This window comes from Pseudomonas sp. B22(2017), assembly GCF_002113105.1.
GTDB lineage: Bacteria > Pseudomonadota > Gammaproteobacteria > Pseudomonadales > Pseudomonadaceae > Aquipseudomonas > Aquipseudomonas asiatica.
In genome coordinates this window covers 353,978-375,671 of record NZ_NEJN01000001.1, presented here as the reverse complement: position 1 = coordinate 375,671, position 21,694 = coordinate 353,978, and the positions used below count along the sequence as shown (strand labels likewise).

The window sequence follows — 21,694 nt, the reverse complement described above, 5'->3', positions numbered from 1 at the left end:
CAGCAGCGAAGCATAGATTTCTGGGGCCGCTTTGCGGCCCTTTCGCGACGCAAGGCCGCTCCCACAATGGCCTCCACTCGACTCGATCAGGCATAATGCCCACCTTTTTCGCCCCCGAAGCACAGGTACTCCATGAAAGCCCAAGCCCGCCACATCCTGGTCAAGACCGCTGACGAAGCCGAAAAGCTCAAGCAGCGCATCGCCAATGGCGAGGCTTTCGACGTGCTCGCAAAAAAGTTCTCCACCTGCCCTTCGGGCAAACGTGGCGGCGACCTGGGTGAAATCCGCCCCGGGCAGATGGTCGGCGCCATCGACCAGGTGATCTTCAAGAAACCCCTGCGTGTGGTGCACGGGCCGATCAAGAGCAAGTTCGGCTATCACCTGGTGCAGACGTTCTACCGCGATTAAGCGCGCCGCGCAGCCAGCAGCCCGAGACCCGCGCAACCCAGCAATGAGGCGCTGACCCGGTTGAACAGCCGGCGTGGGCCGGGCTGGCTGAACCAGCGTTGCATGTACGCCCCCAGGCCGGCGTAGATGGCGATGGCGGCCCATTCCAGCAACAGGAACAACGCACCCAACCAAAGGAACTGCTCGCTCACCGGAGTGGTACTGCCGACCGAAACGAACTGCGGCAGGAACGCGGTGAAGATCAGGATAGCCTTCGGATTACCAGCAGCCATCCAGAACTCCTGGCGTATCAGACGCCAAGTGCCGTGCGGCTGATCACCTGCAACCGCGGCCTCGCCCACCGGTGCCCGCCACAGTTGCCAGGCGATATAGAACAGGTAGGCCGCCCCCGCCAACTTGATGGCCAGGAACAGGTATTCGCTGGTGTGCAGCACCACTGCCAGGCCCATCGCCGCCAGGGCGATCATGCCGCTGAAGGCGACGATGCGCCCGCCACCGGCCACGCAGGCCGTACGCAGGCCGTAACGGCTGGCATTGTGCAGCGACAGCAGGTTGTTCGGCCCCGGCGCCATGTTCAGGGCGAAACAGGCGGGGATGAAAAGCAGCAGGCTTGAAAGGTCCATTATCGTTTTCCTTTGGCAACAGGCGCCTATTTCGGCGCGTAGCTGGCCTGGTGGTCAAGTTACAGCCAGTGGAAAAAACTGTATGGGTGCGCGGCGCCTGATAAGCTGCCTGGCATATCGAGGACCCTGTGATGCCCCGTTCCCATGCCGCGCTGTGGCGCGACCCGGCCCTGCCGCATGTCGAAAGCCGCCGCGCCTGCCATAGCCGCGCCTGCTACAAGGCCCACAGCCACCCAACGTTTTCCATCGGTGTGGTGGATGCCGGCCACAGTCATTTCACCGGTGCCGGCAACGGCCAGCAACGCCTGACGCCTGGCACTCTGGTGCTGGTCCCGGCCCGCCGGGTACATGCCTGCAACCCCGAGCCCGGGCAGGCGTGGAGCTACCAGATGCTGCACGTGGATGCCGACTGGCTGGCTCAGCTGCACCTGGAGTCCGGGCTGGATGGTGCCGGGCCCGGCGAGCCGGCACGTATCTGCCAGGAGCCGGAGGTATATCGGCAGTTCTGCGAACTGAACAGTTTGCTGTTTTCCAGCGCCAGCAACGGAGAGAAAGATGCGGCGCTGATTGCCTTTCTGGGTGACCTGGACTTTGCCAGGCACGCGCCGCTGACACCGGCACCGGCCCTGGGGGCGACCGCGTTGAGTGGGCTGATTGCGCACATCGAAGGCCAGGACCCGGCGCAGTTGAGCCTGGCGGTACTCGCCCGGCAGGCCGGGCTTGGGCGCTACCAGTTGATTCGCGCATTTCGCGCGGCCACCGGGTTCACTCCGCATGCCTACCTGCTAAATGCCCGGGTCAACCGTGGGCGCCAATTGTTGGGTGAAGGGCAGGCCCTGGCGGAGGTGGCCTATCGGCTCGGTTTTGCCGACCAAAGCCATTTCCAGCGGGTGTTCAAGGCCCATGTGGGGGTGACACCGGGGCAGTATCGGGATCGGCTTGGCCTTTGAGGTTTTGGGCTCACGTTGTACCTGTGGGAGCGGGCGCGCCCGCGAACACCGGCTACGCCGGTGCCATTCTCCGCGCTGGATTTTTCGCGGGCACGCCCGCTCCCACAGGTACCGCGCCTGCTGGCTTGGCCTGCAATATTGTTCAATACGGCATTTGCGCTGAGGGGCAGAGTCAGGCTTTTCCGCCAGAGCAGCCACACCCCAATGCAACAGTTCCTGATCATCGCCCTCGCCCACTTCCTCGCCCTGCTCTCTCCCGGCCCGGACTTCTTCCTGGTCGCACGCACTTCGGTCAACGCCGGCTGGCGCGTCGCGAGCGGCGCCTGCCTGGGTATCGCCCTGGCCAATGGCGTGTTCATCGCCATGGCTTTCACCGGTTTGTCGGTGCTGCAGGAAGGCAGCCTGCTGTTCACCGCCCTGCAACTGGCCGGCGCCGGCTACCTGATGTACATCGGCACCCTGTTCCTGCGCCATGCCGGGCAAACCAGCCTGGGCACAGTCGCTGGCAAGCAGACCGCCCAAGGGTGGTGGCGTGGATTGGGCATGGGGTTCCTGTCCGGCATCCTCAACCCCAAGAATGCGCTGTTCTATGCCAGTCTGGTAAGCATGGTCGCCAGCGCTAGCTTTGCCTGGAAAGCAACCTGTGCCCTGTGGATGTTCAGCATCGTGCTGCTGTGGGACTTGCTGATTGCCGTGGCCATCGGCAACCCGCTGGTGCTGCGGCGCTTCGCCGGCAGCCTGCCCTGGCTGGAACGGGCCTCCGGGGCCATGCTGGTGCTATTGGCTACGGCACTGTTGTTTCACCTGGCCTGGGGCTGACCAGTTGCAGGGTCCGCATGTCCATCAAGGTGAAATGGCCACTGGCCCAGCCCCCGGTGTCCAGGTGCCAGACGTTGCCCAGCAGCTTGGCTTCCAGTACCGGCGTGTGGCCCACCAACAAGGCACGCAGGCCCTGCACGGGCTCGGTATCACCTACCTTCAACCGCCGCCGCGACCATTGGCACACTTCCCGTACTTGCGGGTCGTCATCCAGTTCCAGCCAGGTCCTCAACACCGTCCAGTCGGCATATGGGCTGTCGGCATGCAGCAGCCCTACCAAGCCCGCCGCACTTTCAACCTCTATCGCAATCGGCAGCTGCTCGAATCGCTCCACGAAACGCAACTGCCGAGCCTTCGGCAGGTCCAGAAACCAGCCACCCCCGGCGGCGCGGTACATGTCCAGATCGAGCCGCCCGCCGCGCACGCGGGTAATCGCCAGGGCCTCGTGATTACCCTGCACGGCATGGAACCAGGGCTGCGCCAGCCAATCCAGCGCCGCCTCGCTGTCCGGGCCACGGTCGACCAGGTCCCCCACGCTGAACAGGCGGTCCACGGCCGGATCGAACCCCACCCCATCCAGGCATTGCTGCAGGCGCTGGAAGTGACCATGGATATCGCCCACGGCCAGGTCACGCCCCCGCAGGTTGGCAATCAGACGCCGAAACCGTGCCATTACAATCTTCCTCTGCTGGCGCCGCCATGCCAGGGGTAAAATGGACGCACACGCAGTCTGCCCCGGAGGTGCATCATGCGTACCGCCCTCGTGTGTGCCGTGCTCATGGCGCTGTCACTGGACAGCATGGCACAAGGTGCCCCGGCCGCGCAGGTCGAGGTACGTTTCGACCATCCGGAAAAATTCCGCGATGCCAGCCTCGACAGCCACGGGTACGAGCGTGGTGCCGACGCCTATGTGATGAAAACCTTGACCCAGTACCTTCAGAAGCTTGGCCAGCGCTACCTGCAACCTGGCCAGCAACTGGTCATCGACATCCGCGACATCGACCTGGCCGGGCGTTTCGAGCCCTGGCACAGCCAGGCCTACGATGTACGCTTCATGCGCGAAATCACCTGGCCGACCATCGACCTCAGCTACACCCTCAGCCAACCGGGCAAACCCGACCAGCAGGCGCAGGAACGGGTCAGCGACAAGATGTACCTCAGCCGCCCGGGCCGGGTCACGAGCAGCAGCGACCGCCTGTATGCCGAAAAGGCCATGCTCGACGACTGGTTCCGCCAGCGTTTCGCCGTCCACCCGGCATCCTGAAAATCCCTTCACTGGTACAGGCGTTGGTGCCGGTAGTATGCTCGGCCCTTCAACCTGTACCAGGGAAGGGTTTTTCATGAAGTTGTGCGCCGTGCAACTGGCATCGCTCAAGGGCGATGTGCAAGCCAACCTCGAACGCCACCTGGCCTGCATCGAACAGGCCGCGGCCCTTGGTGCCGAACTGGTGGTATTTCCCGAACTGTCGCTGACCGGCTATGAGCCAACCCTCGCGCGCCAGGCCGCCCTGCCAGTCAGTTCGGCACGGCTGGACCCGCTGCAGGCAGCCTGCGACCGGTTTGGTATCACTGTCGCAGCGGGCCTGCCACTGCCGACCCCTGATGGCATTCGTATCGGCATGCCAATCCTCAGCCCCGGTGTGGCGCGCCAGGCCTATGCCAAGCGGCGCCTGCATGATGATGAACTGCCCTGGTTCACCCCAGGCGATCAAGCCTTGCTGCTGCAGGTGGGCGCGCACCGGGTAGCGCCTGCGATCTGCTACGAATCGATGTTCATGGCGCATGCGGCAGCCGCGCGGGAACACGGCGCCGACCTGTACCTGGTCAGTGTGGCGAAAACTGCCAACGGCATTCGCGAGGGTTACCTGCACTACTCCGAGGTGGCTCGAGAGCTGGGCATGCCAGTGTTGCTGGCCAACTGCGTGGGGCCGGCCGACACCTTCATCGGCGCTGGCGGCTCGGCGGCGTGGGACAGCCAGGGGCGCTTGCTGGCCAGCCTGGACGACCACAGCGAAGGTCTGATCGTGCTGGACACCGTCAACGCCAGTGCCATGGCAGTGCCCCTGAACCCACACCCGGCATGATCTATCTGTTTCTGGCGTTGCTGAGCTATGCCTGTACCTACTACCTGACGGGTCTGCTCATCCAGGGGCAACTGGCCGATGTGGCCGAGGGTTTGCGCCACCGGCCCGACGCGCCGACACCTGGCGAGTACCTGCGCGCAGTCAAGCCCCATGCGCGCCGGGCCCATCGGCAGTACACCCTGATGGCCGGCTCGGCGTTGGCCGTGCTGGTCTGCCTGGTCGCCAGCTGGTTCTACTGACGCCTTACAGGTCCAGTGCCAGGCTTTGCCGGCCCTCCAGCGCCAGCAGGTACTGCTTGGCCGCCAGGCCACCGGCAAAGCCGGTGAGGCTGCCCGAAGCACCGATCACCCGATGGCACGGGGCGATGATCGAGATCGGGTTGCGGCCATTGGCGGCGCCTACCGCACGCACCGCGCTGGGGTTGCCGATCTGCCGGGCGATGTCGCTGTAGCTGCGGGTTTCACCGAACGGTATCGCCAACAGCGCGGCCCACACCTGTCGCTGGAATTCGGTGCCGGCAAAATCCAGCGCCAGTTCGAAGCGCTGGCGTTTGCCGGCAAAGTACTCGCCGAGCTGGCGGGCGGTTTCCAGCAGTACCGGGCACTGGTCATCGCGGTGCAGGGCGCCAAGGCGCACGCGGTTTTCCCGCTCCTCTTCCCAGAGTACGGCTGCCAGGCACTCGCCACGGGCTATTAGGGTCAAGGTGCCGACGGGCGACTGCATGAAGGTGAATGCGCTGGACATAAGCAGGCTCCTGCCAGGTTGCGATCAACCTACTGTACGCATCCCCAGTTCTGCCTGCATCCGCTTTCTTGCTCAGGCAATCACGCAAGCGGAACATCGGCGTCGGCATATTGCCCGGACCAGAGTGCCCTCCACCGCGTCGCCTGCTTCGCGGGTGAACCCGCTCCCACAGGAGCCCCACCAGCTGAAGGAATGCGCCGTACCTGTAGGAGCGGGCGCGCCCGCGAACACCGGCGTAGCCGGTGCCATCCTCCGCGTCGCCTGCTTCGCGGGCATGCCCGCTCCCACAGGGACCCCATCAGCCGGGCCCTGCCAGCATTCAGAGAAATGCCTGGCGAATCCGCTTCTTGTCGATTTTGCCAACGCTGGTCTTTGGGATCTCGTCCACGCAACGCAACTGCCGCGGTATCGCCCATTTGTTCAGGTGCCCGCTGTCGACAAACGGCTGCAGATGCCCTGCCAATGCCGCCTGGTCGAATTGCATGCCGTCACAACGGACCACCAAGGCCAAGGGTTGCTCACCCCACTGCGGGTCCGGGATGCCGATCACCGCCACCGAAGCGACAGCCGGGTGCTGGCTGATCAGGTTTTCCAGCGCCACCGAGCTGACCCACTCGCCTCCGGTCTTGATCACATCCTTGATCCGGTCACGAATACGCACCACACCCGCAGGGTCGATGCAGGCCAGGTCGCCAGTATGCATCCAGCCCCCCAGCCACAACGCGGCACCCTGCTCCGGTTCATGCAGATAGCCCTGGGTCAGCCACGGGGCACGCACCACGATTTCACCCAGGCTCTCGCCGTCGCGGGGCACATCAATGCCTTCAGCGTCGACGATGCGCAGGTCCACCAGGGCAATCGGCACGCCGGCATCGATACGCAGCGGCAGCTGTTGCGCCATGGGCAGTGCCAGCAGCTCGGCGCTCAGGTGGGTGATGCTGAGCAGCGGGCAGCTTTCCGACATGCCGTAACCACAATGCACGCTGATGCCGCGCTCACTGGCACGCTGCGCCAGGCCCAGGGTAAGGGCGCTGCCGCCCAGCAGCATCTTCCAGCCGCTCAGGTCGGCGCGGCGCCCTTCGTCGCTGTCGAGCATCATCTGCAGCACCGTGGGCACGCAATGGGAGAACGTCACGCCCTCGTCGCGGTACAAGCGCACCAGGCGGTTGGGCTCGTAGCGCCCCGGGTAGACCTGCTTGATGCCCAGTGCCGTGGCCACATAGGGCACGCCCCAGGCGTGCACATGGAACATCGGCGTAATGGGCATGTACACGTCGCCGCTGCGCAGCAGCGGTACCTCGCCGCAGGCAGCCAGGGTGCCCTGCTCGACCAGGGTATGCAGCACCAGTTGCCGGTGGCTGAAGTACACGCCCTTGGGGTTGCCGGTGGTACCGCTGGTATAGAACAGCGTGGCCAGCGAGTGCTCGTCGAAATCGGCGAAGTCGAACTGTGGCTCGGCAGCCGCCAGCAGCGCTTCGTACTCACCCAACAACGGCACATCTTGCGTTGCCGGGCCGCCTTCGCCGAGGCGAATGAAACCCTCGACCGTCGGCAAGTCATCGCGCAGTTGCGCCATCAACGGCAGGAAGTCGTCATGCACCAGTACCAGGCGGTCCTCGGCATGGTTCATGGTGTAGCGCACCTGATCGGTGGACAGCCGTACGTTCACCGTGTGCAGCACCGCACCCAGCATCGGTACGGCGAAGAAGCATTCAAGGGCCCGATGGCTGTCCCAGTCGAGCAAGGCCACGGTGTCGCCAGGCTTGACCCCCGCGGCGGTCAGCACATTGGCCAGCCGCTGAACGCGTTCAAGCAGCGTAGTGTAGGTGTAGCGCAGCTTGTCGGCGTAGACGATTTCCTGGTTGGGCTGGTAGCGCACGCCCGACAGCAGCAGGCGCTTGATCAGCAGCGGATAGGCGTAGGCCTGCTCGGCCGCAGGCATGATGCGAGTGGTGATCATGTCGGCGGCCTTCACAGTTGCCCGGCCTCGAGCAGGTACAGGCTGTCGCTACCGGCCCTGACGCTGGCGCTCAGCGAATGAATACGTGGCAGCAGGCGGGCAAAGTAGAAACGCGCGGTGCCCAGCTTGCTCAGGTGAAACGGCTCGGGAGCTGCATGACACTGGCAAACCACGGCCATGCGTGCCCACAGGTAGGCGTAGAAGGTGTAGCCAAACACCTGCAGGTACTCCACCGCCGCCGCGCCCAGCTCACGCGGGTTGCCCTGGGCCCGATCGAGCAACCAGGCGGTCAGCTCGTCGAGGTTGCGCACGGCAGCCAGCAGCGGCGCGCCGAACTCGGCGCACGCCGCGGGCAGCGTCTCGACAAAGGCAGTAATTTCATCGGACACGCTGCGATAGGCCTGGCCGCCATCGGCAAACAGTTTACGCCCCACCAGGTCGAGGGCCTGGATGCCATTGGTGCCTTCGTAGATCTGGGTAATGCGGCAGTCGCGGATCAACTGCTCCTGGCCCCATTCGCGGATATAGCCATGACCGCCCAGCACCTGCTGGCCATGCACGGTGGTTTCCAGCCCCATGTCGGTGAGGAAGGCCTTGGCCACTGGCGTGAGCATTGCCACCTTGGCCTCGGCCTGGGCGCGTGCGACCGGGGCCTCGCTGTATTTGGCCAGGTCCAACTGCAGTGCCACATAGGTAGAGAAGGCCCGCCCGCCTTCGTTCAGCGCTTTCATGGTCAGCAGCATGCGCCGCACATCCGGGTGGACGACGATCGGGTCAGCGGCTTGCCCCGGCGCTTCGGCACCCGTCGGCGCACGGCCCTGCTGGCGATCACGGGCATAGGCAATGGCGCCCTGGTAGGAGCGTTCGCCCAGGGCCAGGCCCTGGATTCCTACACCAAGGCGCTCGTAGTTCATCATGGTGAACATCGCGTTGAGGCCCTTGTTCGGTTCGCCGACCAGATAGCCGATTGCACCGTCGAAGTTCATCACGCAGGTGGCCGAGGCCTTGATGCCCATCTTGTGCTCGATCGACCCGCAGCTCACCGCATTGGCCTCGCCCAGCACGCCGTCGGCGTCAACCAGCACCTTGGGCACCAGGAACAGCGAGATGCCCTTGGGCCCGGCGGGCGCATCCGGCAGCCGCGCCAGCACCAGGTGGATGATGTTCTCGGTCAGGTCCTGCTCACCGCCAGTGATGAAGATCTTGGTCCCGCTGATGCGGTAGCGGCCATCGGCAACCGGCTCGGCGCGGGTGCGAATCAGGCCCAGGTCGGTGCCAGCGTGCGGCTCGGTCAGGCACATCGAACCGGTCCAGCGCCCTTGGTACATGGGCGGCAGGTACAGCGCCTTCAACGGCTCGCTGGCATGGTTGAGCAGCGCCAGGCAGGCCCCGGCGGTCAGCATCGGGTACAGGCCGAACGACAGGTTGGCGGCATTGAGCATTTCTTCGAGCTGGGCACCGATCACTTTCGGCATGCCCATGCCCCCATATTCCGGGGCACCGGCCACACCCACCCAGCCATCCGCGGCAAATGCCCGGTAGGCGTCGGCGAAGCCATCGGGGGTGTGTACCTGGCCGGCCTCCCAGCGGCAGCCCTGCTCGTCGCCACTGCGGTTGAGCGGCGCCACCACCTCGGCAATCAGCCGGCCGGCCTGTTCGAGCACGGCCCGGGCTGTGTCGCCATCTACCTGCTCGGCCAGCGCGGGCGTTTGCGCCCACCAGGCCGGGATGTCGAACACTTCGTTGAACAGAAAATCCATGTCGCGCAGTGGCGGAAGGTAATCAGACATGAGGCGAACACTCGGTTTCTTGGGTTTGCGGAAGCGACGTGGCCGGGGCCTCGGCAGGCGCCGGGGCGGCCTGGCCACGCAGGAGGAAATGCGACAACGCGGGGATCAACACCAGCGCACCGAGCATGTTCCACAGGAACATGAAGGTCAGCAGCAGGCCCATGTCGGCCTGGAACTTGATCGGCGACCAGGCCCAGCCGACCACACCGGCCGCCAGGGTAATGCCGACCAGCCCGACCACCCGGCCGGTGAAGGCCACGGCTTTCTGGTAGGCCTGGGCCAGGCTCAACCCGGCGCGCTGGTAGTGCAGTTGCACGCTGAGCAGGTACAGCGCGTAGTCCACGCCAATACCTACGCCCAGGGCGATCACCGGCAAGGTGGCGACCTTGACGCCAATGCCCATGGCTACCATCAGCGCTTCGCACAGCACCGAGGTGAGCATCAGCGGCAGGATCGCCACCAGCGTCGCGCGCCAGCTACGGAAGGTGAACAGACAGAACAGCGTGACCGCCAGGTACACCAGCAACAGCATGCGTTGGTTGGCCTCGCGGACCACCACGTTGGTGGCAGCCTCGATGCCGGCGCTGCCGGCGGCCAGCAGGAACTGCTGTTCGGCGCTGCTGTTGGCCTGGGCAAAACGCTCGGCCACGGCGGCAACCTGGGCCAAGGTATCGGCACGATGGTCCTTGAGGTAGGCGATTACCGGCATCAGCGAGCAGTCGTTGTTGAACAACTCGGGGGCGTTGACCGAGGCCTGCTGGGCGGCGTAGTTGAGCACGTCCTGGTTGCGCTGCAGGCTGTTCAGGCGCGGGTTGCCTTCATAGGTGCCAGCGGTGATCTGGCGCACGGCATTGGCCAGCGACACGGTGGTCTGCACACCCGGCAATTGCTGCAGCTCCCAAGCCAGGCGGTCGGCAAGCACCAGCGTCTGGTATTGCAGGCAGCCTTCCGGCGCGGTCTTGACCATGACCGCGAAGGTGTCGCTGGACAGCGCGTAGTGCTGGGTGATGTAGGCGTTGTCGAGGTTGTAGCGGGAGTCGGCGCGCAGTTCGGGGGCACCGCTGTCGAGGTCGCCGATTTTCAGTTGCAGGCTGCCCCAGATGCCAAGGGCGCCCAGGGCCAGCGCCACCAGCAGTGCGACGCTGGCCCATTTGCGTTCGGTGAAGCGGTCGAGCAGGTCCCACAGCCGGCCGAAACCTCGGTGCTGGGCTGCGCGGGCGTCGATATGCAGGGCCCGCTCGGCAGCCTTGCGGCCAACACCAACATAAGACAGCGCCACCGGCATCAGCAGCAGCGAGGTGAAGATAAGCACCGCCACGCCGATGCTGGCGGTGATCGCCAGGTCCTGGATCACCGGGATGTCGATCAGCATCAGCACGGCAAAGCCCACCGCATCGGCCAGCAATGCAGTCACCCCGGCCACGAACAGGCGGCGGAAGGTATAGCGCGCTGCCACCTGGCGGTGAGTGCCACGGCCGATGTCCTGAAGGATGCCGTTCATCTTCTGCGCCGCGTGGGATACGCCGATGGCAAAGATCAGGAATGGCACCAGGATCGAATACGGATCGATGGCGTAGCCCAGCCAGGCGACGATGCCCAGCTGCCACACCACCGCAGTCAGCGAACACAGCACCACCAGCAGGGTGCTGCGCACGCAACGGGTGTAGCAGTAGATGATCAGCAGGCTGGTCAGCACCGCCAGGGCGAAGAACGCCATCACCTGGATCAGCCCGTCGATCAGGTCGCCCATCAGCTTGGCGAAGCCGATCACATGGATGCGGTACTGGCCGCTGGCCTGGTACTGGCTGCGCAGTTGTTCGAGCTTCTGCGAGAAGGCGTGGTAGTCGAGGCCTTTGCCGGTAGCCGAATCCTGGTCGAGCAGCGGCACGACCAGCATGCTCGACTTGAAGTCGCGCGCCACCAGGCTGCCGACGATGTTGGCGCGCTCGATGTTCTGCCGCAGCTGCTCGATGTCACCCGCAGCGCCCTGGTAGCCGTCGGGCATCACCGGGCCACCCTGGAAGCCCTCCTCGGTCACCTCGGTCCAACGCACCGCCGGGCTCCACAGCGACTTCACCCAGGCCCGGTCCACGCCCTGGCTGAGGAACAGCTCGTCGTTGATGTGGCGCAGGGTCTGCAGGTAGCCCGGTTCGAAGATGTCGCCCTGGGTGTTCTCCACCACCACCCGCACCGCGTTGCCCAGGCCACGCAGTGATGGGCGGTTTTCCAGGTAGTTCTGGATGTAGGGGTGGCTCTGCGGCAGCATCTTGTCGAAACTGGGGCGCAGCTCCAGGCGGGTCAGCGCCATGTAGCCCAGCACCAGGGTCGCCAATAGCATGCACAGCAGGAACGGCAGGCGATGGTTGAACACCAGGCGCTCCAGGCAATTGCCCGAGCGTGGGTCGAAATCGTCGAGGTTGCGGATTACCGGCAGGGTGTCTTGGCGGGTAGCGGCCATCAGGGTCTTCTCTTGTTATGGGTGCAGCGTGGGGTTACCGGGCTGGTTGCGCACGCCCCGCTCGCCCACCAGTACCAGGCCGTTGCCGGTATCGGTGGCGAGCGCGGTCACCGGGCCACGGGCGCTTTGCGGCACCGGGCTGAAGCTGGCGCCATCATCCCGGCTGAGCAGCAGGTCGCCAGCCTGGCTGGCCAGCCATAGCTGGCCGTCACGGTCGACACCGGCGGCGGTGAGGCTGGTGTTCACACCCGTGCTGACCGGTTGCCACTGCCGGCCGCCATCGGTGCTGCGGTAGGCATGCCCACGCAGGCCGTAGACCAGCAGTACGCCGGGCTTGCCGACAGCACCGAACAGTGTGCCGGCGTAGGGTGTCACGACACGGCTGAAGCGCTCGCCGTCCTGCTTCAGCAGCAGGCCTTGCTCGCCGGTGATGTACAGCTCGTCACCCACCGCGGCCAGGCTGGTCAGGTGCAGGCCTTGCGGGTTATCGCTGTGGTCGAGCCAGGGCTGCCAGTGCTCGCCGCCATCAACGGTGCGCAACAGCAGGTTGAACACGCCGACCGCATAGCCATTGCGGGCATCGCTGAACCACACGTCGAGCAAGGCATTGTCGCTACCCGTGCCGGGCAGTTGTTCAGCCAGTGCCCGGCCATCCAGCTGCTTCTGCCAGTGCACGCCGCCATCGCGGCTGTGCAGCACCACGCCATCGTGGCCAACCGCCCAGCCCACTTCGGGCGTGGCGAAGCTCACGGCATTCAGGTCGGCGCTGACCGGCACCTGGGCCTGCTGCCAGTGCGCGCCGTGATCGTCGGAGTACAGGATGTGCCCTCGCGGGCCCACCGCGACCAGGCGCTGGCCGGCCAGGATGACATCGCGCAAGGCGCTGCTGGCGACCAGGGCGCTGGGCCTGGCGGGCAGGTCCAGCACATCGGTGAAGGGCGCAGCCTGGGCCGCGCCCTGCAGCGCGGCCAAAGCCAGAACTACCACGCTGCATCGTTTGAAGACAGACATTGCCACCTCTGCTCCGTGCGTTCAGCGAATGCCGTTGCCGGCCAGCGACTCGGGCGACCACTGGGTTTTCGACAGTGGGTCGATATAGCGGATGCCGCCGTAGGCACCGACCACGCCATTGAGGTTGTAGGTGCCGCCGATCAGGTCGTAGATCATGAACGGCGTGGCGTCCGGGGTCTGCTTGTCATAGCTCTGGGTAAGGAAGGCGAACGAGCCGCGGTACAGCTGGCCACGGGCGTCGTACTGGTCCGAGGCCAGGGCGATCCAGCTGTCTTCGTCGAGGTAGAAGCGGCGCTTGTGGTAGATATGGCGCGCACCGTCCTTGAGCTTGCCTTCCACCACCCACACCCGGTGCTTCTCCCAACGCACGAACTGCGGCGCCAGGTGGTTGGGGGTGATCACCTGCTTGACGTCGGTGTTGTAGGTCAGCTGGTAGGTGTTGTACGGCACGTACATTTCCTGCTTGCCGACCAAGGTCCAGTCGTAGCGGTCCAGCGCACCGTTGAAGACGAACACGTCATCGTAGGTACCCGAACCCGAAGTGCCCGGGTTGGGCGTGTCGTAGGCGAGGTTCGGTGCCAGCTTGACCCGGCGCTGGCCCGGCAGGTACTGCCAGGCGCTGCGTGGCTGCACCAGCGGGTTGGCGGCATCACGCAGCATCATCGCTTCGCCGGCACGGCGTGCGGGCCCGGTGTACACCAGTTTCATCTGGTAGTAGGTGTCCTTGGCACCGATCGGCTTGGTCATGTCCTCGTAGATCGGGTAGCTGATATTGGCCTGGCCGGTGGTCGACAGCGATGGCTTGCCGGCAGCGTCGACGTTCCACGAGTCGTACTTGGCAGTCATGCTCACGCCCTGATAGCGCAGCAGGAAGTTCCACATGGCCTCGGCGCCGTTCTGCGGAATGGGGAACGGGATACCCGGCAGCACGTTGTCCACCGCCGTACCGCCCTCCTTGCTGTTGGCGGCAGTGGCGTTCTTGCGGGTGTTGTCCAGTACCGCTTGCGGCAGCGCCACGCTACGGTGGGTCGGGTATACATCGACGCGGTAGCTGGGGTAGCGCTTGAGCAGTTCCAGGGTGGTGGCAGTCAGCTGGCCCTTGTACTGCTCGGCGTTCTTGCCATCGATGACCAGCAGCGGCTTGTCGCTGGCGAACGGGTCGGGGCGCATGCTGGCGCCGCTCTGGTAGCTGGCTGGCGGCGTCAGCAGGCCGCCCTGGTAGGCCGGGATGGAGCCATCGGCATTGCCGGCCTTTTCCGCGCCGATGGCGGTCAGGCTGGAGCCCAGGCGCGCGGCCTGGTCAGTGGAAACGGCGGCCTGGGCAGCGTTCAGGGCGGCCAGCGACAGGCACGAGGCCAGCAGGGTACGTACGAAATTCATGATGGTTGTCTTCCTGTGTAGGCTGTAGGAAACATGACTCAGAAGGTCGTCTTGACGGTCAGGTACAGGGCGCCACGGTCCTCGGTGGTGGCACCACCGCCGGAGAAGGAGGCGTAGCCGCCGCCGTAGCAGGTGTAATCCTGTTCGCCGTCCAGGGCGTTGGGGGTGCTGCCGTCGGTCTGGCCGTCCTTGCAGGCCTTGGTCTCACCGAAACTGTCGACGTACTTGAGGTCGACGAAGTACTGGTTGTAGATCGCGGCGCTTACGCCCACCGCATAGTTGCCAGTGTTCTCGGCGCCGCCGCCCTGCACCGGCGACACGCCGTCGAGGCCGACGTTGACCGACAGCGGCATGCTCAGGTCCATGCCCGGCAGCACCTGGTACCAGGTAGGGGTGAAGTTGACGGCGATGCCCCAGTTGTCGCGGGTGGCCTTGTCGATGCCGCGGTAGCTGCTCTTGCCCTTGTACAAGGCCTCGTTGTGGCTATCGAGTTTGAGCAGGTTGCTGTAGAACAGCTCGCCAAGCAGGGTTGCCGAATCGAACAGCGGCGTATCGCCAATGGTCATCAGACCGTTCAAGGTCCAGTGCAAGGTGTCGCCGGTGGCGCTCAGGCCGTCGCCATCCTTGGGTACGTCGTAGATCACCCCGCTGCTGGGCAGGCGTGCCGGCAGCAGGCCGAAGCCGCCGCCCAGGCCACCCTGGCCGGGGGCACTGACGATTGCCGGGATGCTCGCCAGCGGCATGTTGTGGCGGATGTTCAGGTCGCTGCCGACACTGATGCCACCCACATCCTTGGACAGGCTCAGGCCATAGATGTCGATGTCGTCGGAATAGGCGAACTGGTAGGTAGTGCTTTGCAGCGAGTTGTACAGGTTGCCGACTGCACCTTGGCGGCTGCCCGGCGGGTTGCCGAACGGGCCGTTGGCGACGGTCATGCCGCGCGCGTCGAGCCAGGCCTGCGGGAGGATCTCTGAGGTCTTGCGGTAGTAGAAACCGAGGGTGCCGCCCAGCCACTCCGGCGACCACTTGGCCATGATGCCCCAGTCGCCGCTCTTGCCCGGTTTGAGGTCATGGCCACGGCGGATGGTGGTCAGCGCGCCGCGCACCGGGATCAGCCCCGGGGTGCCGGTGTGGCCGAGCAGGAAGCTTTGGGCGCCCTCGCCTACCACATCCGAGCCGCCATAGTAGGTACCGGCTTCGGGCAGGCGGGCGGCGTCCCAGTCGAAGAAGTACTGGGCCCCCAGGGTCAGTTCGGAGTTGACCAGGAACGAGGTCGACAGCTGGTTGCGCGGCACGAACAGCTCCTTGGCCTCGGTGCCCGGCGAGGCGGCCAGCTTGGCCAGGTCGAGGCCCGACTGGCCGTAGCTCAAAGAGTGCACCGGGTTGAGCAGGGTTTCACCCCAGAACAGGTTGTGCTGGCCCAGCTTGGCGCTGACCTGCGAGGCCTCGCCAACTTCACGGCTGAAGAACACGAAGGCATCCAGCACTTCACCGGACGGGCCGCTGTAGTAACGCTGGGCGTAGTTGCTCAGGTGCGGGCTGCCCAGCGGCACACCAGTGCCAGGCAGGCCATTGAGGCTGGGGTTGATGCCGGACTGGTCACCGTTGCCGTTGACGAACGGGTTGCTGTTGGAGCCGGTGTTGTCATAGGCCTTGTCGTACCAGCTGGCGGTGCTGACGCGGAAGCCGGTGTTGCCTTGGTAGACCACATCCAGTTCGGTCAGCAGGTCGACCCGGTTGGTGATGTTGGTGCCGGCCTTGCGGAAGTTGTAGTCACCGTCGTTGCTGTTGGGCGTGCCCAGCATGCGCTTGTCGGCGCTTTCGGTGCGTACGCCGTAGTTGTACTTGACGGTGTTGTCGAAGCGCACGGCCCAGTTTTCATTACCGGTATCGACTTCGAACGCCTGGGCGGCGGGCAGCGTGAGCAGGCCGATGGCGCAGGCAAGCAGGCAGCGCTGTGGTTTCACAGCGCGGTAAATGCGGTGTTCTGGCATTACGATGGCTCCACGTATTGTTATTGTTTTTTTCGCCGCCCGTCTTTTGCGAGCGTGGCTGGGGCGTCCATGCGCTATTGCAGGTTGGGCTGGTCCAGTCGCTGGATGAAGGCCTCGGCCTGCGGCCAGGGGCCGAAGCCGGAGGCCGGGTTGAGGTGGCCGACGGCCCCCAGTGCGACCAGTTCGCTACCCCAGCCATGGGCCAGGGCGCTGGCTGCGGCAAAGCTGGCCAGGTGGTCGTTGCTGCTGGCCGCGACAATGCTGGGGAACGGCAGCAACTGCTGGGGCAATGGCGACCAGCCATGCTCGGCCAGGCTGGCCGGGCTCGGGTAGTGGGCCGGCCATTGCGCGTTCAGGTCAGGCGGCGCCGCCAGCAATGCACCCTTGATCGGCCGCCGGTAGCGCGCCGCCCAGTGGGCGACCATCAGCACGCCAGCGCTGTGCGCCACCAGAATCACTTCACCATGGATCTGGTCCAGCTCGCGCTGGATCGCCTCGACCCGGGCTGTGCAGCTCAGGCCGTCGACCTGCAGCGGCGGCACGCTGCGCACCTTGGCCAGGCGGCCTGCGAGCAGGGTCTGCCAGTGTTCGGCAACATGGTCGCGCAGGCCGGGGACGATCAGCACGGTGGCGGTGGTTTGCAGTTTTTCCACGGTGAACCTCGTGTGCGGTGTAGCTCTTGAGGTTCACAGTAAACAGCCCACCCACCGGGTGCTTCACATTGGGCGTCAGGGGCTTTTCATTTGATGACAATGGCCATGACGGGGCTTTGCTTTTCAATTCATGACACGCAGGCTATAAAACCAATCAGCCGCTCACTTTTTGTAGGAGCAGCCTTGTGCTGCAAAGAGGCCGGTACGACGAACATCACTGTTATGGCCTTTACGGCCTCTTCGCAGCACAAGGCTGCTCCTACAAAAAAGCAGCAGTTAGCCTGGAAAACATGGATAACAACAAAAAATGCCTGCCCTAGTCCGTGCCGCCAGCTTGACCAATTACCTTGAGGTGTCCCGCCACCTGGGCCTCAATCCCCATGCGCTGTTGGCACAGGTTGGCCTCAGCGCCGCGTTGCTCGAAGACCCCAATCGGCGTATTCCGGTTGCCAGCGTCATCGCTTTGCTGGAAGCCTCCGCCAGCGCCACCCGCTGCGAAAGCTTCGGCCTGCGCATGGCCGAGTTGCGGCAATTGTCGGACTTCGGCGAGATAAGCCTGTTGCTCAGCCACCAACGCACCCTGCGTGATGCACTGCAGGTGATCGTGCAGTACCGTCACCTGCTCAATGACGCCCTGGCCATTCATATCGAGGAAGCCGGCAAGACCGTGGTCATCCGTGAGGAGGTGATCAACGAACGCGCGCCCTGCAGCCGCCAGGCCACCGAGCTGGCCATCGGCGTGATGATGCGCCTGTGCGCCGCGCTGCTGGGTGCGCACTGGCACCCGATCAGCGCCAACTTCACCCACGCGCCTCCCGCCGACCTGGCCACCCACCGGCGCATTTTCGGCTGCACGCTGGTGTTCGGCAGCGAATTCAACGGTATTGTCTGCGCGGCCGCCGACCTCGACAGCGCCAGCCCGCAGGCCAACGAGGCCATGGCGCGCCTGGCGCAGCGCTATCTGGACAGCCTGCCGGCGGGCGGCACGCCGTCCCTGGAGCTGGAGTTGCGCAAGACCATCTACCTGCTGCTGCCCATGGGCCGCGCCACCATCGAACAGGTGGCACAGACCCAGGGCATGAACGTACGCACCCTGCAGCGTCGCCTGGAGGAAAGCGGGTTGACCTTCAAGGACCTGATCAACAGCGTGCGCCGTGACCTGGTGATGCGCTACCTGGAGAACCCCGGCTATTCGCTGGGGCGTATCGCCGACATGCTGGGTTATTCGATGCCCAGCTCGTTCACCCGCTGGTTCATCGCCCAGTTCGGCATGCCGCCGGCCAGTTGGCGGGCACAGCGGGCTGACCCATTGGGGCTGCCATGCAGCCCATCGCCGGCAAGCCAGCTCCCACCTCGACCGTATTGACCTCAAGCCATGCGCTATCCCTGTGGGAGCGGGCATGCCCGCGAAGCAGGCGCCGCGGAGTGTTGTCACCCACGGTCACTTTCTAAAGGCCCCAGTGCATCAACGCCAGCACCAAAAGCACAAGAAACACGCTCTCCCCCACCATCAGCGCAATGGGTTTCACCCCGACCGAGGCCAGCGCCTTGAGTTGGGTTTTCATGCCCAGGGCACTGATCGCCACCACCAGGCAGCCGCGCGACAGGTCGTTGATACCGCCCTGCACCGCGGCGGGTACCCAGCCTGTGCTGTTGACGCACGCCAGCAGCAGGAAGCCGACCGCGAACCAAGGCAGCAAGGGCGGCCGCTGGCCACCGGCCTCGAGGCCCTGGCGCCGGGTGATCATGGCCGCGCAGACAATGACCGGCAACAGCATGGCCACTCGCATAAGCTTGACCACGGTGGCAATGTCGCCGGTCTCGGTAGACATGCTGTAGCCCGCGCCCACCACCTGCGCCACGTCGTGGATGGTCGCACCGAGGAACACCCCGGCCTGCGCTGGGGACAGGTGCAGCCACTGGGCAATCATTGGGTACAGGATCATCGCCAGGGTCGACAGCGCCGACACGCCGATCACGGTGAACAGCGTTGCATGCTCCTTACGCGGGTGCTGGGGCAAGGCAGCTGCCAGCGCCAGCGCCGCCGAGGCACCGCAAATGGCCGTGGCACCGCCGGTGAGCATGCCGAACAGCCGTGAAAACCCCAGCGCCTTGGCCACCACCACCGAAACCAGGATGGTCACCACCACCAGGGCCACGACCAGGGCCACGGGCTTCCAGCCCAGGCTGGCGATCTGGTCCAGGGTGATGCGCATGCCAAGTAACGCCACGCCCAGGCGCAGTACCGTGCGGGCGGTAAACTCGATACCGGCTTTGCAGGGGCCATCGACCGCGAGAAAGTTCAGCGCCATCCCCAGTAGCAAGGCAAACAGCATGACCGGCGCCGCGTAATGCTCACTGAGGAAACTGGCGGCCGCACCGACGATAAGGCTGACCACCACCCCCGGGGCGAGGGTGCGGATACGCTGATGGGTAGCGCCAAGTGCCAGTGTATTCATTGCCCCGCTTCCTCACTGTCAAACACGATGTAAACCTGCCCGCCCTGCTGCTCGACCGGGTAGCTGGCAACCTTCAAGGCCCTGGAATTGACCAGGTAGCCGCTGGCCAGGTCAAAGCGCAGGCCATGCGCGCAGCACTGGATGACACGGCCTTCCAGCCGGCCGCCACACAACGACGCGCCCTGGTGCGGGCAGCTGTCTTCGATGGCATAGAGCGAGTCGGCAACATTGAACAGTGCCACGCTGCGCCCTTCACAGGCCAACAGCACACGGCCGTCACGTTCCGGCACCTGATGGGGGGCCAATGCGATGCGCCGGGTCATGCCCTTTCAACCTCTTGCAGCGCTTCGGTCATGGCCGCATACAGCACCTCGGCAGGCTGCGCACCCGCAACGAGCGGCCCCTGATTGAAACGGAAACGCGGCACGGCACTGCCAGCGCGCCCGGCCCCATCGAGGAACGGGCTGCCGTCGTCACGCAGGCAGTCGACCACCTGCGCGGCATCCAGCCCGCAACATTGGGCGATGTCGAGCAAGGTGCGACTATCCCCCAGGTCGCGGCCCTGGTGGAAATAGGCGATGAACAGCTGTGCAAGCAAGGCTTCCAGTTGCGTTGCCTGGAGCAACTGAGCAGCCCGTTGCAGCAACCGATGGGCATTGCCGGTGTTGGGCATGCGGCGAATACGCGAGAAGTCGATGTCCTCGCCCACCACGCGGGCAGCGGCGCGCACCTGGGCCTGGCGCTCACGTACCGCTTCCTCGCTGCCCAGGCGTTGCAGATAGAAGGCATGGAACGGCACGCCACTGGCTGGCAAGCCAGGCAACAACTGCACACCTCGCCATTGCAGTTGTACCTGCACTTGCGGTTGTTCACGCTGCAAGTGCAAGAGCGCGGCCTGCAGGTGTCGCTGGCCAATCAGGCACCAGGGGCAGACGAAATCGAAGAACACTTCGACGGACAACAGCTGTTTCACGGTTTCAACTCCCGGGGTGCGGCAGCGTCGCCTGCCGGTGCATGCAGACGCTCCATGTCGCGGTGGTAATGACGTTTGGCAAGGAAAAACACTGCCGCCGCGCCGATGCTCATCAGCGGTACCAGCTGGAAGGCGGCATGCAAGCCGATCAGGTCGGAAACGCGCCCGGTGATCAGCGGCCCCGTCGCCAGGCCCAACAGGTTGTTGGCCAGGGTCAGGGTGGCAAACGCTGTGCCGTGCACCGAGGCGTGGGTGAGGTTGGCGACCATGGCACTGGACGGGCCGTTGGTGCCGGCGGCGATCATCATGCCCAGGCAGATCAGTACCAGTTGGGCGGTGCCGGCCGGTAGTGCGAAGGCGATGGACAACAGCGCGCAACTGCCCAGGCAGTAGGCGATGGCAAGGCTGATCTTGCGGTCCGGGCGCTGCCGCCCGAGGCGGTCGCAGAGCATGGCGCAGAGGATCATGCCGATACCGCTGCACAGCACGATGACTGCGGCAATTGCCCCGGCGCGGTCGGTGCCCATGGCGTAATAGCGGTTCAGGTAGCTGGGCATCCAGACGATCACGGTGCCGCCGACGAACAGCTGCAGCCCGCTGCCGACGTAGGCCGCGATGACCGAACGGCTGCTGTACAGAGTGCGCAGCGGACGGCCGGCCCTGCCTTGCGACTGCTGCGCGCACCGAGGCGCAATACGTGCCTCCTTGACGATCACCGGGTACAGCATCGCCAGCACCAGGCCGAACAGCGCCATGCCGGCAAATGCCCAGCGCCAGCCCAGGTGCTGGGCCAGTACACCGCCCAGGGCCATGCCCAGCACCGAGCCGAACATGCCACCGGCCATGAACGCCCCGGCCAGGGTCGAGCGCATGTCGCGGGGGAACACGGCGACCACCACGGCGATGCCGACACTGCCGTAGGCAGCCTCGCCCACCCCCACCAGAAAACGCGCGACGAACATTTGCGGATAGTTTTCCGCCAGGGCGCAGCCGAGGGTGGCCAGGCTCCACAGTACTGCCATCAGCACCAGGCTGCGCACCCGGCCGAAGCGGTCGGCCAGCAGCGACAGCGGGAAGGTCAGCAGGCCGACCATCAGCGCGACGATACCGCTGAGCAGGCCGAGCTGGCTGTCGCTCAATGCCCATTCGCCCTTGAGCAGCGGGAAAACCGCATTGAGCACCTGGCGCGACATGTAGTCGGAGATCAACAGGCCAAAGGTCAGGGCGAAGACCACCCAGGCATAGCGCCGGGGGACGCTGTGGGCGGTGTCGGTGCCGGAATCTTCGGCACTGGCGAGATAGGTGGCCATGTTGCCTCCTTGGGGTGTAGGGTGTGAGGTTGTTCTTGTTGTTATGAACTACTGCAAAGCCTTGCTCGGTCGCTGTGG

Annotated in this window: 21 protein-coding genes; 7 read left to right on the top strand and 14 right to left on the bottom strand. The window is 65.1% G+C overall.

The window, feature by feature from the left end:
- The first annotated feature begins 132 nt into the window (after positions 1–132).
- Positions 133–408 carry a peptidylprolyl isomerase gene (locus CAG18_RS01975; protein WP_013972552.1) on the top strand — a complete coding sequence of 92 codons (276 nt, stop codon included), beginning with the start codon at positions 133–135 and terminating at the stop codon, positions 406–408.
- On the opposite strand, the gene CAG18_RS01970 is transcribed toward CAG18_RS01975, so the two are convergent.
- The gene (locus tag CAG18_RS01970; protein ID WP_054571959.1) at positions 405–1,031 is read right to left on the bottom strand and encodes a LysE family translocator; all 627 of its coding nucleotides are present in this window, start codon (positions 1,029–1,031) and stop codon (positions 405–407) included. The two genes, CAG18_RS01975 and CAG18_RS01970, sit on opposite strands and share 4 nt — an antisense overlap.
- A 131-nt stretch (positions 1,032–1,162) precedes the next feature.
- Here CAG18_RS01970 and CAG18_RS01965 point away from each other — a divergent pair, with 131 nt between their 5' ends.
- Together CAG18_RS01965 and CAG18_RS01960 are read left to right on the top strand one after the other, a co-directional pair.
- Positions 1,163–1,981, top strand: coding sequence for an AraC family transcriptional regulator (locus CAG18_RS01965; RefSeq protein WP_085720098.1), 819 nt, complete (start codon positions 1,163–1,165; stop codon positions 1,979–1,981).
- Between the two features lie 204 nt (positions 1,982–2,185).
- Entirely contained in the window at positions 2,186–2,800 is a 615-nt protein-coding gene (locus tag CAG18_RS01960; protein WP_085720096.1) for a LysE family translocator, read from the top strand.
- Here CAG18_RS01960 and CAG18_RS01955 read toward each other — a convergent pair.
- Positions 2,766–3,473 (bottom strand): metallophosphoesterase, encoded by a 708-nt coding sequence (locus CAG18_RS01955; protein ID WP_061302341.1) that lies wholly within the window; start codon positions 3,471–3,473, stop codon positions 2,766–2,768. The two genes, CAG18_RS01960 and CAG18_RS01955, sit on opposite strands and share 35 nt — an antisense overlap.
- Positions 3,474–3,548: 75 nt before the next feature.
- Here CAG18_RS01955 and CAG18_RS01950 point away from each other — a divergent pair, with 75 nt between their 5' ends.
- The 3 genes from CAG18_RS01950 (at position 3,549) to CAG18_RS01940 (ending at position 5,123) form a co-directional block, all read left to right on the top strand.
- A complete protein-coding gene (locus CAG18_RS01950) occupies positions 3,549–4,064 on the top strand; it encodes a DUF3016 domain-containing protein (protein WP_015270245.1) in 516 nt (171 codons plus the stop codon).
- 76 nt (positions 4,065–4,140) lie between these two features.
- Positions 4,141–4,884, top strand: a complete 744-nt coding sequence (locus tag CAG18_RS01945) for a carbon-nitrogen hydrolase family protein (RefSeq protein WP_015270244.1) — start codon at positions 4,141–4,143, stop codon at positions 4,882–4,884.
- Entirely contained in the window at positions 4,881–5,123 is a 243-nt protein-coding gene (locus CAG18_RS01940; protein ID WP_015270243.1) for a hypothetical protein, read from the top strand. The genes CAG18_RS01945 and CAG18_RS01940 overlap by 4 nt, the downstream gene beginning before the upstream one ends.
- 4 nt (positions 5,124–5,127) lie before the next feature.
- Here the strand turns inward: CAG18_RS01940 and CAG18_RS01935 are convergent, their stop codons facing one another.
- The 8 genes from CAG18_RS01935 to CAG18_RS01895 all read right to left on the bottom strand — a co-directional run bounded on the left by CAG18_RS01935 (position 5,128) and on the right by CAG18_RS01895 (position 16,874).
- On the bottom strand, positions 5,128–5,628 hold the full coding sequence (locus CAG18_RS01935; protein ID WP_015270242.1) for a methylated-DNA--[protein]-cysteine S-methyltransferase: 501 nt from the start codon (positions 5,626–5,628) through the stop codon (positions 5,128–5,130).
- 319 nt (positions 5,629–5,947) lie between these two features.
- A complete protein-coding gene (locus tag CAG18_RS01925) occupies positions 5,948–7,588 on the bottom strand; it encodes a fatty acid--CoA ligase (protein WP_085720420.1) in 1,641 nt (546 codons plus the stop codon).
- An 11-nt stretch (positions 7,589–7,599) separates the two neighbouring features.
- Positions 7,600–9,378, bottom strand: a complete 1,779-nt coding sequence (locus CAG18_RS01920; protein WP_015270240.1) for an acyl-CoA dehydrogenase C-terminal domain-containing protein — start codon at positions 9,376–9,378, stop codon at positions 7,600–7,602.
- On the bottom strand, positions 9,371–11,836 hold the full coding sequence (locus CAG18_RS01915) for an RND family transporter (RefSeq protein WP_085720093.1): 2,466 nt from the start codon (positions 11,834–11,836) through the stop codon (positions 9,371–9,373). The genes CAG18_RS01920 and CAG18_RS01915 overlap by 8 nt, the downstream gene beginning before the upstream one ends.
- A 15-nt stretch (positions 11,837–11,851) precedes the next feature.
- Positions 11,852–12,847 (bottom strand): YCF48-related protein, encoded by a 996-nt coding sequence (locus CAG18_RS01910; protein WP_085720091.1) that lies wholly within the window; start codon positions 12,845–12,847, stop codon positions 11,852–11,854.
- A 21-nt stretch (positions 12,848–12,868) separates the two neighbouring features.
- Positions 12,869–14,227 carry a DUF1329 domain-containing protein gene (locus CAG18_RS01905; RefSeq protein ID WP_015270237.1) on the bottom strand — a complete coding sequence of 453 codons (1,359 nt, stop codon included), beginning with the start codon at positions 14,225–14,227 and terminating at the stop codon, positions 12,869–12,871.
- A gap of 38 nt (positions 14,228–14,265) precedes the next feature.
- Complete coding sequence (locus tag CAG18_RS01900) at positions 14,266–16,221, bottom strand: DUF1302 domain-containing protein (protein ID WP_015270236.1); 1,956 nt, start codon at positions 16,219–16,221, stop codon at positions 14,266–14,268.
- Between the two features lie 74 nt (positions 16,222–16,295).
- On the bottom strand, positions 16,296–16,874 hold the full coding sequence (locus CAG18_RS01895) for an alpha/beta hydrolase (RefSeq protein WP_015270235.1): 579 nt from the start codon (positions 16,872–16,874) through the stop codon (positions 16,296–16,298).
- Positions 16,875–17,181: 307 nt separating this feature from the next.
- Here CAG18_RS01895 and CAG18_RS01890 point away from each other — a divergent pair, with 307 nt between their 5' ends.
- Positions 17,182–18,240 carry an AraC family transcriptional regulator gene (locus CAG18_RS01890; protein ID WP_085720089.1) on the top strand — a complete coding sequence of 353 codons (1,059 nt, stop codon included), beginning with the start codon at positions 17,182–17,184 and terminating at the stop codon, positions 18,238–18,240.
- Positions 18,241–18,322: 82 nt separating this feature from the next.
- On the opposite strand, the gene CAG18_RS01885 is transcribed toward CAG18_RS01890, so the two are convergent.
- Genes CAG18_RS01885 through CAG18_RS01870 form a run of 4 tightly spaced genes read right to left on the bottom strand, consistent with a single transcriptional unit; the run spans position 18,323 to position 21,616 of the window.
- Entirely contained in the window at positions 18,323–19,333 is a 1,011-nt protein-coding gene (locus CAG18_RS01885; protein ID WP_085720087.1) for a YeiH family protein, read from the bottom strand.
- A complete protein-coding gene (locus tag CAG18_RS01880) occupies positions 19,330–19,656 on the bottom strand; it encodes a Rieske 2Fe-2S domain-containing protein (protein WP_025338995.1) in 327 nt (108 codons plus the stop codon). Before CAG18_RS01880 ends, CAG18_RS01885 begins: the two co-directional genes overlap by 4 nt.
- Positions 19,653–20,306 carry a DsbA family oxidoreductase gene (locus CAG18_RS01875; RefSeq protein ID WP_015270231.1) on the bottom strand — a complete coding sequence of 218 codons (654 nt, stop codon included), beginning with the start codon at positions 20,304–20,306 and terminating at the stop codon, positions 19,653–19,655. The genes CAG18_RS01880 and CAG18_RS01875 overlap by 4 nt, the downstream gene beginning before the upstream one ends.
- Positions 20,303–21,616, bottom strand: coding sequence for an MFS transporter (locus CAG18_RS01870; RefSeq protein WP_085720084.1), 1,314 nt, complete (start codon positions 21,614–21,616; stop codon positions 20,303–20,305). The genes CAG18_RS01875 and CAG18_RS01870 overlap by 4 nt, the downstream gene beginning before the upstream one ends.
- Positions 21,617–21,694: the final 78 nt, after the last annotated feature.

What these genes read in the sequence shown, in the direction of transcription:
- CAG18_RS01975 (WP_013972552.1), top strand. Translation starts at nt 133, where the DNA reads ATGAAAGCCCAAGCCCGCCACATCCTGGTCAAGACCGCTGACGAAGCC.
- CAG18_RS01970 (WP_054571959.1), bottom strand. Translation starts at nt 1,031, where the DNA reads ATGGACCTTTCAAGCCTGCTGCTTTTCATCCCCGCCTGTTTCGCCCTG.
- CAG18_RS01965 (WP_085720098.1), top strand. Translation starts at nt 1,163, where the DNA reads ATGCCCCGTTCCCATGCCGCGCTGTGGCGCGACCCGGCCCTGCCGCAT.
- CAG18_RS01960 (WP_085720096.1), top strand. Translation starts at nt 2,186, where the DNA reads ATGCAACAGTTCCTGATCATCGCCCTCGCCCACTTCCTCGCCCTGCTC.
- CAG18_RS01955 (WP_061302341.1), bottom strand. Translation starts at nt 3,473, where the DNA reads ATGGCACGGTTTCGGCGTCTGATTGCCAACCTGCGGGGGCGTGACCTG.
- CAG18_RS01950 (WP_015270245.1), top strand. Translation starts at nt 3,549, where the DNA reads ATGCGTACCGCCCTCGTGTGTGCCGTGCTCATGGCGCTGTCACTGGAC.
- CAG18_RS01945 (WP_015270244.1), top strand. Translation starts at nt 4,141, where the DNA reads ATGAAGTTGTGCGCCGTGCAACTGGCATCGCTCAAGGGCGATGTGCAA.
- CAG18_RS01940 (WP_015270243.1), top strand. Translation starts at nt 4,881, where the DNA reads ATGATCTATCTGTTTCTGGCGTTGCTGAGCTATGCCTGTACCTACTAC.
- CAG18_RS01935 (WP_015270242.1), bottom strand. Translation starts at nt 5,628, where the DNA reads ATGTCCAGCGCATTCACCTTCATGCAGTCGCCCGTCGGCACCTTGACC.
- CAG18_RS01925 (WP_085720420.1), bottom strand. Translation starts at nt 7,588, where the DNA reads ATGATCACCACTCGCATCATGCCTGCGGCCGAGCAGGCCTACGCCTAT.
- CAG18_RS01920 (WP_015270240.1), bottom strand. Translation starts at nt 9,378, where the DNA reads ATGTCTGATTACCTTCCGCCACTGCGCGACATGGATTTTCTGTTCAAC.
- CAG18_RS01915 (WP_085720093.1), bottom strand. Translation starts at nt 11,836, where the DNA reads ATGGCCGCTACCCGCCAAGACACCCTGCCGGTAATCCGCAACCTCGAC.
- CAG18_RS01910 (WP_085720091.1), bottom strand. Translation starts at nt 12,847, where the DNA reads ATGTCTGTCTTCAAACGATGCAGCGTGGTAGTTCTGGCTTTGGCCGCG.
- CAG18_RS01905 (WP_015270237.1), bottom strand. Translation starts at nt 14,227, where the DNA reads ATGAATTTCGTACGTACCCTGCTGGCCTCGTGCCTGTCGCTGGCCGCC.
- CAG18_RS01900 (WP_015270236.1), bottom strand. Translation starts at nt 16,221, where the DNA reads ATGCCAGAACACCGCATTTACCGCGCTGTGAAACCACAGCGCTGCCTG.
- CAG18_RS01890 (WP_085720089.1), top strand. Translation starts at nt 17,182, where the DNA reads ATGCCTGCCCTAGTCCGTGCCGCCAGCTTGACCAATTACCTTGAGGTG.
- CAG18_RS01885 (WP_085720087.1), bottom strand. Translation starts at nt 19,333, where the DNA reads ATGAATACACTGGCACTTGGCGCTACCCATCAGCGTATCCGCACCCTC.
- CAG18_RS01880 (WP_025338995.1), bottom strand. Translation starts at nt 19,656, where the DNA reads ATGACCCGGCGCATCGCATTGGCCCCCCATCAGGTGCCGGAACGTGAC.
- CAG18_RS01870 (WP_085720084.1), bottom strand. Translation starts at nt 21,616, where the DNA reads ATGGCCACCTATCTCGCCAGTGCCGAAGATTCCGGCACCGACACCGCC.